11 protein-coding genes are annotated in these 18,980 nt (G+C 37.2%); 1 reads left to right on the top strand and 10 read right to left on the bottom strand.

Features of this window, described 5'->3' with window-relative positions; translation table 11 throughout:
• Window positions 1-2: 2 nt before the first annotated feature.
• The gene (locus tag NOX80_RS07030; RefSeq protein ID WP_371926081.1) at window positions 3-701 is read right to left on the bottom strand and encodes a tetratricopeptide repeat protein; all 699 of its coding nucleotides are present in this window, start codon (window positions 699-701) and stop codon (window positions 3-5) included.
• Window positions 702-784: 83 nt separating this feature from the next.
• Between NOX80_RS07030 and NOX80_RS07025 the strand changes: the two genes are divergently transcribed.
• The gene (locus NOX80_RS07025; protein ID WP_256552599.1) at window positions 785-7,243 is read left to right on the top strand and encodes an MG2 domain-containing protein; all 6,459 of its coding nucleotides are present in this window, start codon (window positions 785-787) and stop codon (window positions 7,241-7,243) included.
• A 44-nt stretch (window positions 7,244-7,287) separates the two neighbouring features.
• On the opposite strand, the gene NOX80_RS07020 is transcribed toward NOX80_RS07025, so the two are convergent.
• From NOX80_RS07020 to NOX80_RS06980, 9 genes are all read right to left on the bottom strand, one after another.
• Complete coding sequence (locus NOX80_RS07020; protein WP_256552598.1) at window positions 7,288-9,555, bottom strand: hypothetical protein; 2,268 nt, start codon at window positions 9,553-9,555, stop codon at window positions 7,288-7,290.
• A complete protein-coding gene (locus tag NOX80_RS07015; RefSeq protein ID WP_256552597.1) occupies window positions 9,512-10,525 on the bottom strand; it encodes a hypothetical protein in 1,014 nt (337 codons plus the stop codon). The genes NOX80_RS07020 and NOX80_RS07015 overlap by 44 nt, the downstream gene beginning before the upstream one ends.
• A 124-nt stretch (window positions 10,526-10,649) precedes the next feature.
• The gene (locus tag NOX80_RS07010; RefSeq protein WP_256552596.1) at window positions 10,650-10,844 is read right to left on the bottom strand and encodes a hypothetical protein; all 195 of its coding nucleotides are present in this window, start codon (window positions 10,842-10,844) and stop codon (window positions 10,650-10,652) included.
• Window positions 10,831-12,888, bottom strand: a complete 2,058-nt coding sequence (locus NOX80_RS07005) for a hypothetical protein (protein ID WP_256552595.1) — start codon at window positions 12,886-12,888, stop codon at window positions 10,831-10,833. Before NOX80_RS07005 ends, NOX80_RS07010 begins: the two co-directional genes overlap by 14 nt.
• Window positions 12,889-13,046: 158 nt before the next feature.
• Window positions 13,047-15,194 (bottom strand): S46 family peptidase, encoded by a 2,148-nt coding sequence (locus NOX80_RS07000; RefSeq protein ID WP_256552594.1) that lies wholly within the window; start codon window positions 15,192-15,194, stop codon window positions 13,047-13,049.
• 190 nt (window positions 15,195-15,384) lie between these two features.
• Complete coding sequence (gene obgE / locus NOX80_RS06995; protein ID WP_256552593.1) at window positions 15,385-16,386, bottom strand: GTPase ObgE; 1,002 nt, start codon at window positions 16,384-16,386, stop codon at window positions 15,385-15,387.
• Between the two features lie 40 nt (window positions 16,387-16,426).
• A complete protein-coding gene (locus NOX80_RS06990; RefSeq protein ID WP_256552592.1) occupies window positions 16,427-17,701 on the bottom strand; it encodes a hemolysin family protein in 1,275 nt (424 codons plus the stop codon).
• A 99-nt stretch (window positions 17,702-17,800) separates the two neighbouring features.
• Window positions 17,801-18,373: an adenylate kinase gene (locus NOX80_RS06985; protein ID WP_256552591.1), complete on the bottom strand. Its 573-nt coding sequence runs from the start codon at window positions 18,371-18,373 to the stop codon at window positions 17,801-17,803.
• 57 nt (window positions 18,374-18,430) lie between these two features.
• Window positions 18,431-18,961, bottom strand: coding sequence for a phosphoribosyltransferase (locus tag NOX80_RS06980; RefSeq protein WP_256552590.1), 531 nt, complete (start codon window positions 18,959-18,961; stop codon window positions 18,431-18,433).
• Window positions 18,962-18,980 lie beyond the last annotated feature (19 nt).

Here is an 18,980-nt window from a genome sequence, read left to right as displayed (position 1 = left end):
TTTTATGTTTTTTTCTTTTGATACAAATCTAAGGTTTGTTTTGCTTTTTCCGGCATCTTCATTTTATTTTTATACAAATCTGCCAAACGTTGGTAAGTCACTTTTGACTGACCGATTTGTACTGCTTTAATAAAATATTTTTCCGCTTCCGGATAGCGTTTAAAATACTCCGCGATATGGCCTTTCGACAAGTAACCGTCTACCGGAGAAATCGCCATCAATTCATCGGCATACCGTTGTGCTTTTTTCTCACTTCCGCCTACTATACCCGGCAATTCCAGATATAAGACGACCAAAGCCCATCGCGATTCTATATGTTTCGGATTTAATTTAGCAGCTGTCTGAAAGGCATCTTCTATATCACCGATCATTCCCAGTGCCTTAAACTTACTAACCGATTTAGCTTTCATCGCCATAGCACCGCCATACTTATAATAGTACTCCGCATTTTTAGGGTATCGCACTTTTAGTTGCTGATAGCGCGAAATAGCTTCGTCCCATCGTTGCTGATGAGCCGCAATATCCCCTAAATATTCGATTGCTTTGCCATTATCCGGATCTTCTTTTACAATCCCATTGAAATAAGGTTTTGCTTCTTCATAACGCGCCTGTTCAAACAACTGCACGCCCTTTCCCAAATCACCTTGTGACCACGATAAAAAAGGTACAAACAACCCTATGTAAATCCATTGCTTCATCATTCAAAAATAACAAAATACATCCTTTTTTATAACGATTAGAGAATATTTAAACTTTGTAGTATATTGGCTCAAAATTCATCCTTATGAGAAAAATTATTTTTATTATTTGTCTGTTGCTTTCCGTTTCACTATCGGCACAAAAATTCGATACGAAATGGAAAAAAGTCGTGGCTTTGGAACAGGAAGGTAAAATCCGTTCGGCAAATGAAGAAGTACAGCATATTTATAAAAAAGCGAAAAACCGAAAGGATGAAGCCGAAATGGTCAAAACTTTTTTTTATACCTCCAAGTATATGCAGGTACTGGAAGAAGATGCCGGTGTTAAAATTATTACCAATTTAAAAAACGATATCAAAAACACTAGTATTCCCACACAATCACTATTATACTATATCTACGCCAAATGTCTTGAATCCCATTTAGTCAAAAACGGATATAAAATCGCTAAACTATCTAATGTCGATTATACTCCTGATGCCGACTATAGAACCTGGCCGCTTAACATGCTTCAGGATACGATACAAACTGCTTATCAGAAAGCAATAGAAGCGGAAACCGTATTATTAAAAACACCGTTAACGCAGTATGAAAATGTTATTGACTTTGAAAAATACGAAGACTTTAAAAAGTATACGCTTTATGATTTTTTAGCTAGTGAGGCTATTCAGCGTTATATCGCAGAAATAAAAGGTTCTCATCTGAAAAATACAGAAAAGGAATGGCTATCATTATTTGACACTTCCGATAATTTCCGTAAAAACAACCTACAGTCAATCAAAAATGATGCTTTAAAAAACAGCATAAGCTTATATCAAAAACTGGAAAACAATCCTGTTTTACGCTCAAAATACCAATTGAAACGACTGGACGATTTACAGTCTCTTTTTAACGTCGAAGGGCTCCAATATCTTAAAATACTGGATCGATTCCCGAAACAACATACAGATACATTGACTCTTCAAAATGTTTTATATCGAAAAGCATCACTATATAAGTCATATGCTTCTAAAAAAGACCATCCGGATTATAACCAACTGGCATTAAAAACATATGACAGTTTATTGGCTTTAGGAAAGTCCAATACCTATAAAAAAGCGGCAAACGACCGTTACTTTTTAACACGGGAATCTTTTTCAATTCAGTTAGTAAAATACACGTACAACGAGCAGCATGCGCGAGCGCTTATCCGTTATAAAAACCTGAATAATTGCACACTTTCCTTTTATAAAATAAACCATCGGGAAGTCAACTCCTTATATGACATTCCTTCTGCTAAAAGAGACAGTATCCAACAAACAATCCGTGACTCCAGAAAACCGACAAAATCCATCACGTATCCGTTACAAAACAAAGGTGATTATTTTGAATATACTACCGAAATAATGTTACCGGATCTGACAACCGGAATGTATATGATTGATTATGATAGTCCGGATAAAACCTATTCCAAAGAAACAAACGAAAATGTTTTAATTGTGAGCGATATCGGATTACTGAGTTATATCAAAAACGAACAATTATACTTTGAAGCATTGCATCGAAAAACCGGAAAACCACTGGAAAAAGTGATTATTTCCGGTGCAAATTTTACGACACAAACCGATACTGAAGGTCGCGCCAGCATTAAATGGGAACCATATAATTATTCCTATGATGATTATATTCTGGCAACACAAAATAACGATTCGTTATATGTAAGCCAAACTTATGTTAACGATTATTTTAACCGGGATAACAGAACAAACGATTCCATTTCCAATGCGACAATCCGGTTTTTTCTGGACAGGGCGATCTACAGACCCGGACAACCCGTTTATTATAAAGGAATCGCATTGTGGGACAAAAACAACACAACAGAAATTATAGCTAATCTTACTGTAAAAGTTAATCTTACTGATCCGAATAACAAAACAATAGAAACATTAGAAGTCAAAACAAATGAATTCGGGTCTTTCTCCGGTAAATTTATTTTGCCTAAAAGCGGTGCTACCGGGTCATATTCGATTGAAGCTGAAGAACCGGATATGGTTGAAAACGATCCTCTTTATAATAAAGCAGAAGATGAACATCCGTTTTGGGACAATATGAACTCCTATAACAAAACCATCGATTTTAACGTCGAAGAATACAAAAGACCCAACTTTCAGATCACTTTTACGCCTGTAACAAAAACATATGCCGTTAATCAGGAAATTGCCGTAAAAGGAACTGCCAAAGCGCTTTCGGGCAGTACTATCAGTGATGCCAAAGTAACCTACACTATCAAACGATTTGCCCGGTCAAGATATTACTATCAGGAAGAGGGGCCTTTTATAGCCAAAGGCGAAACGCAAACTGATAGCAACGGTAATTTTACAGTTGTCTTCAATGCGGAACCGGACACAGAATACGGACCGGAAAAACGTCCGGTATTTAATTATGAAGTTACGGTTGACGTAACTGACATTAACGGGGAAACCAGAAGCGAAAAAACCACGGTAAAAGCGGGTTATCATATGCTAAACCTGAAACTTAATCTTCCGCTGGTAATCGAAACCGAAAAGAAAGAATTCCTGCAATTGAACAGTGAAAACCTGAATGATTCGTTTATTCCTGTTAAAGGCACATTGACATTTTATTATACCGCTCCGATAAACAACAAATGGAAAAGAAAAGGATATAATCCGGAAATAAAATCGATAGACGACAGTACGTTCGATTCAGTATTCCCTTATGAAAAACGCGACAATGATTCGATTCCTAAAACCGTTGTCCTAAAAAGAAATGTGAATACACAATCGGATCGGAAAATCCCGTTGGACTTTATGTCGGATTGGAAAACCGGAAATTACACGGTTACGTTTTCAACTAAAGATTCACTCGGCCATTCGATTGAAAACTCAGCTAACTTTAAATTACTCCAACAAAAGGACAAACAAAAACCATCCGACCGTTTATTTACGGTGAAACAAGTCAACCCTACTCCGTTAAAAGACGGATTTATAAAATTGGAAGTTGCGTCCAATTTTGCCGATTTGTATCTGAATGCCGATGTTTATTCTAACGGCATACAATATTACAGAGAAACATTCCAACTCCGGAACAAACAAGCGATTATACAGGTTCCTGTAAAAACCGGTGCCAAAGGAATGATCAAAATAGAATTTCAAACTTTATTTGATAATGAAGTTATTACGGAAACCGTTATCTCCGACATTCAGGAAGAAGAAGAATCTTTAGCTTTTGAAGTTGAAAGTATCCGAAATAAGATCGAGCCCGGAAGTCATGAAAACTGGATATTCCGGATAAAAAACAAAAAAGAAGCCGAAGTTTTAGCCTCCATGTATGACAGTTCACTGGATCAGTTTACCAAAACCGAGTGGGAACAACTGGCATCTTTCCGTTATTACAACCGTTATGTTCCGGAAAAATCGAAATTAGGTTTTGGGAATGAGTACGGATCTTTGTCTTTCTATTCCGATACCGCTTCTTATTATTCGGATATCTCAGACAAAACTAACAGCCTTATCTGGTTCGGATTTAATTTTGCGAACCCGAATGATCCTTACGCCCTACTACTTTATAAAAAACTGGTTGACTCCGGGAAAACCAAAACACCGGCCAATGCCAAAACGATTAGTGGTACGGTTTCGGAAGGCGGATTACCGTTACCGGGCGTTTCCGTTGTTGTCAACGGAACAAAACGGGGTACCCAGACCGACATGGATGGTTATTATACGATAACGGCATCTATAGGTGATATACTGACCTATAGTTTTGTGGGAATGGAAACCAAGTCAGTGATTGTAAAAGCTACTACCGAAGATGTCGTATTAACATCTGAGTCCAAACAACTCAATGAAGTGGTTGTCGGTGCTCTGGGAATAAAGGCCAGAAAAGACGAGATGCTAAAGGCTAATCTGGCTAACAGATCATCGGACGCAAACATGCTTCAGGCGCTAACCGGAAAAGTAAGCGGTCTTCAGGTTAGTCAGGCACCACCTATTGCGATCAGAGCGCCGCGTACTATAAATGAAAACGACAAGCCGCTTTTAATTGTAGTCGACGGAAAAATAGTCGATGCCGGTACACTGGAAAATCTACCCGGTTCCGAACTTTTATCGACTACCCTGTTAAAAGGTTCACAAGGAACAGCCTTGTACGGTTCCGCAGGTGCTAACGGTGTTTTAGTGATAACAACAAAAAAAGCGCTAACGGAAATTGCTGAGGTAAAAACGCGGAAAAACTTTAATGAAACGGCCTTTTTCTATCCGCATTTAAAAACGGATAAAGAAGGAAAAATCAAATTTTCATTTACTACACCGGAGTCATTAACGAAATGGAAACTTCGTCTTTTAGGTCATAACAAAAAAGGAAAATCAGCTTATTATGAAGATCAGATCATCACACAGAAAGAGCTGATGGTAACACCTAACTTTCCTCGTTTTTTCCGTGAGAAAGACACGCTATTGATCAGCGCTAAAATTGCCAATATGACCTTCGATTCAAAATCCGGAATTGCGGCTTTACAACTTTTTGACGCTACAACAATGGAACCGATCGATCATAAAACGGCCAATCAAAACAACATCAAAAACTTTATTATCCCGGCCAAAGGGAATTCGGAAGTGAGCTGGAAGATCATTATTCCGGAAGGCGTTCAAGGTATCCAATACAAAGTAGTAGCCAAATCCGGCAACTTTAGCGATGGTGAAGAAAATATACTTCCGGTGCTTACCAATACATTATTTGTTACCGAAAGTATCCCGTTATGGGTTCGCGGCGACAGTAAAAAAACATATACACTTGACAATTTAAAGCACAATACTTCAAAAACGCTTCGCAACCACCAGATTACATTGGAATATACTTCCAATCCGACCTGGCTGGCATTACAGGCGCTACCCTACTTAATGGAATACGAACACGAATGCGCTGAACAAACATTTGCCCGTTATTATTCCAATGTACTGGCTGCGCAGATTATAAACAGTAATCCTAAAATTGCAACGCTTTTTGAAAACTGGAGAAAAGACGGAAAAAGTATTTCCAAACTGGAACAAAATGAAGAATTAAAATCCATTATACTGGCTGAAACACCGTGGTTACGCGATTCTCAGTCTGACGCTGAAAAGAAAAAAAATCTGGCTTTATTATTCGACCTGGACAAAATGGCGACGTCCACTGATGTTATTTTTGATAAGCTAAAAGAAAAACAAAAAGCATCCGGAGGTTTTCCGTGGTTCCAAAACGGAAATGAAAGCTATTATATTACACGTCATATTATGGCCGGTTTCGGGCATCTTTCCAAAATGCAGCTCAAAGAAGATATCAAATCACGATTTAAAAGCATCACAGATCCGGGAATTCAGTATATCGATTCCAAGTTTATGTCCGATCATAAAGAGCAATTAAAAACTTCCGGACTAAATCGTCAGAATTGTGATAATCTCTATTACCTCTATGCCCGAAGTTTCTATCTGGACAGTCATCCTTTAAATACAGAACAGCAAAACGCGATTAACTTACAGCTGGAAGCTTCGCGAAAAAACTGGCTGAATTATTCGCTTTACGAAAAAGCTTTAGCCGCATTAGTTTTCAATCGTTTTAATGACCCGAAAACGGCGGCAACTATTATAACCGGTTTAAAAGAAACGGCAGCTAACAATACTGATTTCGGTATGTATTGGATTGCCAATAAACACGGATGGTACTGGTATCAGGCGCCGATAGAAACTCAGGCAATGCTGATCGAAGCATTCGCTGAAATAACCGACGATAAAACCGCAATTGAAGCGATGAAAGTATGGTTACTAAAAAACAAACAAGGACAAAGCTGGCCAACGACCAAAGCCACTACCGAAGCGATTTATGCTTTATTATCGTACGGTGACAATTGGCTTTCGGAAAAGGACAACACCGTTTTTAAAGTCGGAAATGAAAAAATAATGTCTAAAAAACTGAACGAAAATCAGAAAGAGGCCGAAACCGGTTATATCAAACTCAACTGGAATCAAAAAGAAATCAGTCCGGATATGGCGACTATCAGCATCGAAAATAAATCCAAAGTTCCGGGATATGGTGGTTACTACTGGCAATATTTTGAAGATCTTGATAAAATTAAAACACAAAGCGGAAGCGGTTTATCAACTTCTAAAGAATTATATCTAAAGAAAACAACCGATAAAGGCACACAACTGGAATTAATCACACCGGAAAAGAGCATTAAAGTCGGTGATCTTGTTACCGTTCGCATTATCATCAAAGCGACTGAGGATATCGAATATATTCATTTAAAAGATATGAGAGCTTCCGGTTTTGAGCCGGTAAATGTACTTTCCGGTTATCAATGGAAAGAAGATCTGAGTTACTCGCAAAGTACCCGCGATGCCGCGACCCATTTCTTTTTTGATCACATCCGAAAAGGAATCTATGTTATCGAATATGATGTACGCGCTAATAACAGTGGTCATTTCTCCAACGGTATTACTACAATACAAAGTATGTATGCTCCGGAATTTACGAGCCATACGAAAGGAATGCGGGTTCAGATTAAACGTTAACGAATAAAAAAGGCTGTCTCAAGAATCAGAGACAGCCTTTTTTGTTATCGTTGTTTGGCTACATATTGTTTGAAATAGCCGCATTCATTGATTATTTCTTTATAGTATCGTGTATTCGAATAATCTGCTTTTAGTTTTTTAAATCCATCCCATGCTAAAAAGTGTTTTTCCATTTCATCACAACCGTATCTCGGATCTTTACATTCTTTATTATAGTAGGTATTTCGTTCACATTTGGCCATCATATAAGCACATTTTGCTTTTTGCTCCGGTGTAGTCGCTGCTTCAAATGCTTGTTTATAATAACTATATGCCAGTGACTGATCTTGTAAATCGAGTCGCGGATTATACCGATCTCTATTCCAACCCCTTTCCATATAATACAAAATATTTCCATCATAAAAGAGTCGGGCATTTCCATAATAGGCTATATTATAAAAAGCATTTCCTAATAAAAGACTATTACTGTACACTTCTTCACCTTGCTTCACTTTGTCCTGCATCTCCTTTATCTTTTGTAAAAAAGAAAGTTTAGTGTACTTTATTTTTTGATTGCTCATATGGTCACAATCATTACAATCTTTAATCTTTCCGTTAAACGGATTTCCTAATAAAACCTTCTCTTTTCCTTCATCCGCCTTTTCCATTAGAGCAATAGCCTGCTCTATTTTATTTGCGTATGTATAATTCACGGCCTGATACTCATAAATCTCCGGCAATTTTATACTATAGTCTGCTGCAATAAGTTGCTCCCATTCACTTTTATCCGATTTGCTTAAAAAAGTCTTCATCGCTTCAAGTTTCTTTTCTTCGCTGTAGAAATCAATATCGGGGTTAAACAATTCGGCCATCACATCGTTTTTCTGTTCTTTATATAGCAGACTGATGTAGTTTTCACTCCATGTTATACCTTCTGAAGTACGGAAAGGATTATCATTATCATCATTATCATCATCATCATTCTTATGTTTTTTGTTAATCTCCTCTTTTAACCATTTTAAATCCGGTAACAATAGCTTTTCCACTTTTGCATTGATTTTTGTTTGTTGGCTTAAAGTATTGATCATTCGTAAAAGATGTACTTGTTTTTCAAACAATTCCGATTTCGGCGCTTTACTTTCCGCTTTTTTAAATTCTTGTTCTGCCCGTTTATAATCTCCGTTAATTGTATTCAGATAACCGGCTGCGGTCTGCCATAAATAGGGTTTTGCCGTTTGTCCATCGCCGGCAATTTTGCGAACCAATTCCAGTACTTTTTTGTCCAGTTTTTCTTTTATCTTTTGCTTGTATTCTGTAGTCGACACATAACTAATGTCTTTTAAACGCTCTTCCTCATTTTGAATTAAGAATACCAATAAATAATCCAGGTGTTCACTTTTCGGGTTTAATCCGTATATCTTTTCAATTGCTTTACGTTCATCCGCATAATACCCCAACATGGCCCATAATGCTATTTTTTCATCATTATTTTGTGCCATTTGTAAAGAACCATCAAAATCAGCTTGCTCCTGCGGATGGAAATTATATAGCATCACCCTGCGTAATGCGGGGCATTTCTCAAATACTATAGCATACAAGTAATTGGATTTTACATAATTTTTCTCCTGATAGTATACACCGGCCACATAAGCAAGACTTCTGTAGTACAATGTATTTTGCGGTACCTGATTTTTCGTTTTTTCAAAAAAAGTTATGGCTTCCCGCTTTGTTCCGCTATAAAAATTAGCTTTCATTGTTTGAAACCAATACCTGTTTTTCAGGAAGCTATCTTCGGTTGCTTCATATTTGGCCGTTATCCGACGTACTAATTCTGCCGGTAAAGGAATCGCTTTATCTTTTTCATAATCCCAGGTTCCCTCTCCATTTGTAGCAAAATGTTCCACCTGTCGGGCATAATGCATAAACTCCAGAAAGTCTTTAACTTTTTTATTTTTTAAATCCAGATTACGGGAAGGGAAAGTCGCTTTTTTCTTTTTAAAAACCACTTCATAAAGATTCGTCAATTCGGCGTTCGCACTATCTGCAACTATAAAATATTCCAGATCCGTTTTATTAATTCTCCCTTCGAGAAAGCCGTTCCAATCTGCTACAATATCATCGTTAAACTGGGAAGCATACTGAAAATCATTATACCAGCTCATATTAAAAAGCGGCATATTCAATTTATCTACATAAACTTCCGGTGTAAAATTGGATTGGCCTCGCCTATCATATCCTTCTGAATCATCGAAACAAGCATATGCAACTGTAAAAGCCCCGGCAAAAAGACTAAAACCAACCAGCCACTTTTTTAAAAAACTTTTGATCATCATTATATATTGTTAAGTTAAAAGTATCCAAATCGTATAATATTATTTCATCCGGTCGTTTAGCAAGATTGTCACTCATATCTTCTGCCATTGTTTTTAAATCCGCTTTCGTTATTGCTTCTATCTTCACCTGATCGCCTTCTTTAAAATAGTTTCCGTTGCGGATCACACTTTTCACAACCTGAAAATACATTTCGTCCGTTCGTTTAAAATGCGGATCCTTTTCGAGTAAAGCGGCATCCATTTTACTGATTAATTTTATCACCTTATGATCCCGGATATGAATTCCCCAGGCATAAATTGGTAAAGCGACATCAAGTTGTAGCGGGAATTTTTTCAGGCTTTTAAGATAGCGTTTTGCAATCTCCCTGTCGTAAATAGAATTTTGGTTATCGGCAGCAATAGTTCCCATATTGTAATACATCAAAACCCCTTTGTCTACATCCGGAATTCCGGTTTTATTAAAATATTTCACCTGATGCAAACGTATTGTCGCCGACATTTTTTTGGCACTAACCGATTTTAAAAGCGTAACAAATTTTAAGTAACGGTCTTTACTGTTTAATGTCCAGTCGCAATCCACCTGAATTTCACTCCAGGCAATTTTGTTTTTGGTATTCATTTGCCCGATATACCGATTGATATTTTCCGCCAGTTCTTGTAATTTGACTGTAGGTTCGAGCATTACTTCATTTTTGATATATACTACGGGAATGATTTCATAATCGCCCGGCTTTTCGGCAAAAGTCACTGGTGATATCGGAACAGCTTCTTTCCCTTTTAATCCGACATCGAAATAGCGAACATACATTCGTTGCGTACCATTTTCTGTCAGCGCCTTTTTTTCATTTTCCGTTAATTTAAAAACCGTTTTCCAGTAATAAAAAGCCACTTTAGGATTGTCTTTTTCCGGTTTATCCGAGCAGGCCGAAAAAAATCCGACCAATAAAATAAGTGCAATTAACTGCTTCACTTTTATCTTAAAATAATTGGCATTAAACTTACAAAATTTCTTACACTATTTAGAAAAATAAAAACAAACGGTTTCCAAAAAACACCATCGTATTTGGAAACCGTTTTTATGCGTTCTTTTCTCGTTATTCCATTCCGAGATATTTTCTAAAATACCCGCATTCTTTGATTACTTCATTATAATATTTCGTATTTGAATAATCTGATTTTAATTTTTTAAATCCGTCCCAGGCCAAAAAGTTTACTTCCGGATCACGATAAGCATATTCTCTTGTGTGGTAACGCTCTGTATAGAACTTATTGCGTTCACATTTTGCCATCAAATAAAGGCATTTTGCTTTTTTGCTCCGGTGTAGTCGCTGCTTCAAAAGCTTTTTTGTAATAGTCGTTTGCCAAAGTCGGATTTAACAAATACGGTTTGTAAAATTCGTCGATAAAATTTCCCCATTGGTTGCTTATATTTCCATAGTAAAAAGCACGTGCATTGCCATAATAGGTCATATTATAAAAGGCATTACCCAATAAAAGACTATTGCTATAGACATCTTCTCCCGTTGCCAGTTTATCCTGCATTTCTTTTATTTTTTGTAAAAACGAAAGGCGTGTGTATTTTATCTTTTGATAGGCCACATGATCACAATCATTACAATCCTTTATTTTTCCGTTAAACGGATTTCCGGGCAAGGTATCTTTTTTCCCTTCGGATTGTTCCATATAAGTGATGGCCTGATCCATTTTATTGGCATAGGCACTCATCATACCCTGATATTGATAAATATCCGATAGGTTTACATCATAAAGTTTGACAGCCATTTGCTCCCATTCGCTTTTATTGGATTTACTTAAGAAGACTTTCATGGCTTCCTGATTTTTTACCGTTTCGAAAAATCTCCCATCCCGGAAAAACAATTCTGACATCACCTCGTTTTTCTGCTCTTTGTATAACGATGCTACATATTGTTTACTCCAATCTAATGCTTTTTGATAACGGAAAGGATTTTCATAATCATGTGTATTGGGCACTTCCTGAAATAACCATTTAAGATCCGGCAAAAGCAAGGCTTCCGCTTCGGCATTCATTTTTGTCTGCTTACTTAATTTGTTAATCAGTTTTAAAAGTCGCAGTTGTTTATCCGACAATTCTGATTTCGGAGCTTTACTTCCTGCTTTTTCAAATAGTTGATCGGCCTGTTTATAATCACCGTTAAAAACATTCAGGTATCCCGCAGCAATATGCCATAGATAAGGTTTTGCCGTTTTTTCTTCACCGGCAATTTTATTAACTAAAGCCAATTTCCCTTTATCCAACTTTGTTCTCACGGTTCGTTTATATTCCGGTACCGATTTAAATGTTTCCTGATTGAGTCGTACTTCTTCTATATTAACCAAACGGGTTAACAGGTATTCCATATGTTCACTTTTCGGGTTAAGCGTATAAATAGCTTCAATCGCGGCACGTTCATCGGTATAATATCCCAGCATGGCCCACAAAGCTACTTTTTCATCGTTGTTCTGCGCCATTTTTAATGCCGCTTCAAAATCGGTTTGCTCCTGCGGATGAAAATTATAGGCCGTTACCACTCGTAACGCCGGACATTTATCAAATACCAATGCATACAGATAATTTGATTTTGCATAGTTTTTCTCCTTGTAATATATCCCGGCTACATAGGAAAGGCCTCTGTAATACAAGGTGTTTTTCGGTACTAAATTTTTGGTCTTTTCAAAAAATGAAATTGTCTGTGCTCTGGAAGTACTGTAAAAACAGGCTTTCATCGTTTGGAACCAATAACGGTTTTTCAGAAACGCATCCCGGGTTTGTTCAAATTTCTGCTCCATTGTACGAATCAATTGAGGCGCTACCTGCGGAATTGACCGGTTTTCATAATCCCAGTAATTATATGAAATTGTGGTATGCTTTTCAATTTGTTTCGCATAATACATAAACTCCAGAAAGTCTTTTACCTTTTTATTTTTCAGGTCAATTTTTCTATCCGGGAATGTTGCTTTCTTTTTATTAAACGCTACATCATACAGATTTGCTAATTCGGTATGTGCACTGTCATTTACTATCAAATAAGTCAGCTCTTCTTTTTTGATTTTTCCTCCGAGGTAGGTGTCCCACTCCGCAACAATATCATCGTTGAATCGCGAAGAATAAGCTTCGTCATGCCCTATTTCATAGAACATTTCGTCAGTATAAAACAAGGGTAAATACGATTGATCTACATATGTTTCCGGAGTAAAACTAGACTCCGAATCGTATCCGAAATAACCATCGGCACAGGCATAAATAACCGTATAGGTAACGCCTGCTAAAAGACTAAATCCAACCAGTACTTTTTTAAAATATTTCTTGATCATTTTATCTCCTTTAAATTAAACTTTCTTTTATCGGATATAGCATTAAACCTACAAAATTACCCTATATCCACAAAACAAAATTTCAGGAAATTTATTGCTGTACGGGCATAAAAAAACCGCTTCGATTGAAGCGGTTTTTATTGTAAAACAAATCGGAATTATTTCACGATTGTCATTTCGTCTACAATGTGTTTTGCATTTGAGAACTTGTCGATTACCCATAATACATAACGGATATCCACGTTGATTGTTCTTTGTAGGTTTTTATCAAAGATAACGTCACCAGCCATTGCTTCGATGTTTCCGTCGAATGCCAAACCGATTAATTCTCCTTTACCGTTTAATACCGGTGAACCTGAGTTACCACCTGTAATATCGTTATCTGTTAAGAAGTTTACGTGCATAGAACCGTCTTTATCTGCATAACGACCGTAATCTTTCACTTTATTCATTTCCATTAAACGAACCGGTAAGTCGAATTCTTCATCACCTTTTTTGTATTTTTTAACCATACCGTCCATTGTAGTATAGTTATTCACTTTTGCATCGTTACGTTTGTCAGCCGGTAAAGCGCGAACTTTTCCGTACGTTAAACGCAATGTAGAGTTAGCATCCGGATATTTGATCGGAGCTAATTTTGATTCACGAAGACCTTCAACCAATAAACGGAAAGAAGCTCCGAAATCGTTTTGTGCTTTAGAGATCACTTCCGATTTTGCATTGTAGTGATTTAGTAAATCATTAGATAATACTACTAAAGGATCGTTTGTGATAGTTGCCGAATTCGGGTTTTGTAAAAAGGCTTTTACTTTTTCAGGAGAAGCGAAAACACTGCTATCGAAAGCATTATTTACATATTTTGTAAAGTTGTTATTGTTTTCTTTTCCTAATTTTTCAACCATCGGAGCCAATGTATATCCTGCTTTAGTAGCATAAAGATTTAACTGACCTGCCAAGATATCTTTTTCAGCCGGGATATAAGCTTCTTTGTAGAATTCGTCGATCATTTCTACAAGACCCGGGTACATTTCTTTACGTTTTGCTTCGTCAGCTTTCGCGTAGTTATCCAATTGTCTTCCTAATGTTCTGGAAATTGTTCCGAAAGAACTTGAACGTAATAACGTCATTAAATAGTTGTCATGACGCGCTTTCTCATTTGTTAAAGCATAGTATTTGTTGATGGTTTCCACCACGTGACCATACTTATCTTTGTATTGTTTCTGATTCGCCCATTTGTCGAATTTAGCTTCCTGAGCTGCTTTTGTTTTAGCAGTACCGAATTTTGTTAACGCGTCGATCATACCCTGACGGTTTTTCCAGTAGTTAGCCAATGATGCATATTTAGAAGCATACATTAAACGTACAGCATCACTTTCATCCATATGGGTTTTCATTTTATCCATACCCATTTTAGATCCTTCTACCCATGCCGGGTAAGCGAATTTTACGTTTTGCTCGATTCCACCTGCCGGCATCCAACGGTTTGTTCTACCCGGATATCCTAAGATCATAGCGAAATCATTTTCTTTTACGCCACCTAAGTTAACCGGTAAGTGGTGTTTTGGTTGTAACGGAACGTTGTTTGGTGAATAGTCAGCCGGGTTTCCGTTTGCATCAGCATATACACGGAACATAGAGAAGTCACCTGTATGACGTGGCCATTCCCAGTTGTCTGTATCTCCACCGAATTTTCCGATATTTTCAGGAGGTGTACCTACTAAACGTACGTCTTTATAATCCTGGTATACGAAGTAGTAATACTCATTACCCTGGAAAAACGGACGAACGGAAACAGTATATTTTCCACCTTCGTTGTTTTCTTTTTCAATTAAAGCAATTTCTCTGTTGATTGCAGCTTCACGTTCTGCTTCTGTCATTTTATCGTTTACTTTTGATAAAATTCGTTTTGACACATCGTCCATACGAACAAAGAAACGCACGAATAAGCTTTTCGGTTTTAATTCCGCTTTTCTGTTAGCCGCCCAGAAACCGTTTTTAAGATAGTTCGCTTCCGGAGTCGACAATTCTGCGATAGCATCATAACCACAGTGGTGGTTTGTTAATACTAATCCGTCTTTTGAAATCATTTCAGCAGTACAACCTCCGTTGAACTGTACGATTGCATCTTTTAAGCTGTGGTTGTTAATACTGTAGATTTCCTCAGCTGTTAACTGCAATCCCATTTTTTGCATATCCCTGTGATTCAAACGTTCGATGAACATCAAAAACCACATACCTTCGTCTGCTCTAACACTTGCAGGCACAAGCAGTATGGTAGCAATTAAGGATAAAATAATTTTTTTCATAATAAATCTGTTATTTTTAGTGACGCGAATATACCTCTTTTTAAGAATTTTATAAAAAAAAGGGTTTATAAAAATCTATAACAAAATAACTTTAACTTTTTATTTTAGTTCAAAAGCGGCGAAATTGTCTTAAAACAAAAAAAGGTATCCGAAACGGACACCTCTTTTATTGCTTTTATTTTATATTACACTATGAATTAAGCATTTGCCATAATTTATCTTTTAATTCCGTTAGTCCCTGTTGGGCAACAGATGAGATAAACATATACGGAATACCTTTAAATTCTTTATCCAACTGTGTTTTCATTTCGGCTTTTAGCTCATCATCCAGCATATCTGATTTTGAAATGACAACCAAACGATCTTTATCCAGCATTTCCGGATTGTATCGGCGTAACTCGTCCAATAGAATATCGTATTCTTTTTTGATATCATCCGCATCGGCCGGCACCAAAAACAACAATGTTGAATTTCGCTCTATATGTCTCAGGAAATAATGCCCTAATCCTTTTCCTTCTGCAGCCCCTTCGATAATTCCCGGAATATCGGCAATTACAAACGACTGAAAGTCACGATAAGCTACAATTCCCAGATTCGGTTTTAATGTTGTAAACGGATAATCGGCAATTTTCGGCTTAGCAGAAGTCAAAACCGACAATAATGTTGATTTTCCTGCATTCGGAAATCCAACCAGTCCGACGTCAGCCAATACTTTTAATTCCAGAATTACATCCAGTTCTTCGGCCGGCATACCCGGTTGCGAATAACGCGGCGTCTGATTAGTTGAGCTTCTGAAATGCCAGTTTCCTAAACCTCCTTTACCTCCTTTTACCAAGATTCTTTTTTCACCGTCTTCGGTTACTTCAAAAAGTATTTCATTGGTTTCTTTGTCACGTACCACAGTTCCCAACGGTACTTCGATAAATTTATCATCACCATCAGCACCGGTACTTCTTGCACTACCACCATCTCCTCCGTGTCCGGCTTTGATGTGACGTGCAAATTTCAGGTGAAACAAAGTCCATAGTCCTTTATTTCCTACCAGATAAACATGGCCTCCGCGACCACCGTCTCCTCCGTCAGGACCACCTTTTTCAATAAATTTCTCTCTATGCAAATGCGTAGACCCTTTCCCTCCTTTACCGGAAGAAACATAAATTTTTACGTAGTCTACAAAATTCCCTTCAGTCATTTAATTTTATTTTGTTTTTCAATCGTAAGTCGTTATCCGATTATTCTTTTAACGAACGTACCAATACTTTATCAATTTTTACACCGTCCATATCGATCACTTCCAGTTCCATTTTATTCCAGATCAGTTTTTCACCGACTTTAGGAATATAAGAAAGTTCCGTCATGATCAATCCGCTCACCGTTGTTACATCATAATCATTAATCAGATCATCCATATCGAAATACGTCAGGAAGTCGTGTAATGAATAATGTCCGTCTACTAACCAGGAGCCATCTTCACGGGCAACCAACTGGAATTCTTCTTCGTAAAATTCAGCTGCATCCCCTACAAGCGCTTCTAATATATCATTTAGCGTAATAATTCCTTGTACAACACCATACTCATCTGTAATCAAAGCATAGTGTACTTTTGTTTTCTTAAAAATCTCGAGCGCTTTATAAGCCGAAGTATGTTCAATCAGATAAACCGGTTCTTTTACAATCGCTTTCAGATCGAAATCCCCTTTTTCAAACATGGAGAACAGATCTTTTAAAGAAACAACCCCGATTACTTCATCCAGATTATCATCACAAACCGGATAAACGGAGTGAATTTCTTCCAGTACCTTTTCTTTCTGTTCGTTAACGTTGTCTTCCAAAGTTAAATACACTACCGATTTCCGGTGTGTCATAAGCGAGTTTACCTTACGATCTCCGATGTGGAAAACACGTTCCACAATATCCTGCTCGATTTCCTGTACTTCTCCGCCTTCAGTACCTTCTTTAATGATGGCTTTAATTTCCTCTTCGGTCACTTTTCCGTCGGCCGTCGGTTTAATTTTCAGCACGTCCAGTATAAAATCCGTTGAAGTTGTAAGCAACCAGATAAAAGGAGCCGTTACAATCGAAACCACTTTCATCGGAACCGCTACCGTTTTAGCAATTGCTTCCGGGTAATTTAATCCGATTCTTTTCGGTAACAATTCGCCCAAAACCAATGAGAAGAACGTCAAAATCACTACCACAATTCCTACTGCCAGTGTTTGTGAATACGGTCTGAACATTTCAAATCCGTCTAAAAACAGTTTTACATCACCGGTAACATTGTCTCCACTATAAATACCGGTCAAAATCCCGATCAAGGTAATTCCGATCTGAACCGTTGATAGGAATTTATTGGGAGAATTAGCCAGTTCCAAAGCTGTTTTTGCACTGGTATTTCCTTTTTTAGCCGCTGTTTCCAAACGGTTTTTACGAGCTGAAATAAGAGCGATTTCCGACATGGAAAATACTCCGTTTAAAAGGATTAGAAAGAAAATTATTATTATTTCCAAAGTTAGGATTGCGTATTAGTTAGCATGCCAGTTTGACCTGACTTTTTTAATTATTTTTATTGTTAGTATTTCGTTTATTTATTCTTTATCGGAATCCGCTTATAATTTCTCAATTACTTCGCTTAATCTTTCTGTAATTTCAGTAATAGATCCGATTCCGTTCACGGCATGAAATTTTTGCTGACCGCTATAATATTCGATTAACGGGGCTGTTTTTTCATTATATTCCTGGTAGCGGTTTCTGATTTTTTCTTCATCCTGATCATCCGGTCTTCCTGAAGTTTTTCCTCTTTCCAGTAAACGTTGTACCAGAATTTCATCATCTGCTTCCAACGCGATTGTTGCTGTTACATCCCAATCTTTAGATTCTAAGAACGCATCCAATGCTTCGGCTTGTGCGATTGTTCTCGGAAACCCGTCAAAAAGGAAACCTCTCGCCTCACTATTTTTTTCTACTTCATCCTGAAGCATTTTAATTGTCACACTATCCGGAACTAAATCGCCACGGTCGATATAGGTTTTTGCTTCTTTTCCTAATACCGTTTCGTTTTTAATATTGTAACGAAAAACGTCTCCGGTTGAAATGTGTACTAAATTGTATTTTTCTTTTAAAAACTCTGCTTGCGTCCCTTTTCCAGCTCCAGGCTTTCCAAATAATACGATATTAATCATTTTAGTTTATTAAAATTGTTGTTATGATGGTTTATAGTTATTTATTTTTAGATGGTGTTATTTTAACTGATATACTTCCGGGATGTTTCGTCCCAGTCCGTCATAATCCAGTCCGAAGCCAACGATAAACTTATTCGGAATTTCCAATCCTACATAATCGATGGCAATATCCTTATCATAAGCTTCCGGTTTTAGGAAAAGCGTAGCAAACTTTAATTGTTTTACACCTTTATCCGCAAACATTTTCTGTAATTCTACAATCGTATTTCCGGTATCTACAATATCTTCAATAATAACAATTGTCCGACCTGTAATATCCTGATTTAAACCGATCAATTGCTTTACTTCGTGTGTTGTTTCCATTCCTTCGTATGATGCCATTTTCACAAAACTAAGTTCGCAATCGGACTTATAATGTTTCATAAAATCGGACACTACCATAAAGGCTCCGTTTAGCACGCCGACAAAAACCGGTATTTCACCATTCATATCTTTTGCAACGGCATCTGCCATTTTAGCAATAGCCGCATCGATTTCTTTTGCCGAAAGAAACGGCACAAATTGTTTATCGTGAAGTTGTATTTCCATTGTATGCTTTAGAATAATT

The sequence above is a fragment of the Flavobacterium cerinum genome (assembly GCF_024496085.1).
Lineage (GTDB): Bacteria > Bacteroidota > Bacteroidia > Flavobacteriales > Flavobacteriaceae > Flavobacterium > Flavobacterium cerinum_A.
Note: the sequence above shows the minus strand (reverse complement) of the source record. Positions and strands in the feature narration are given on the sequence as shown.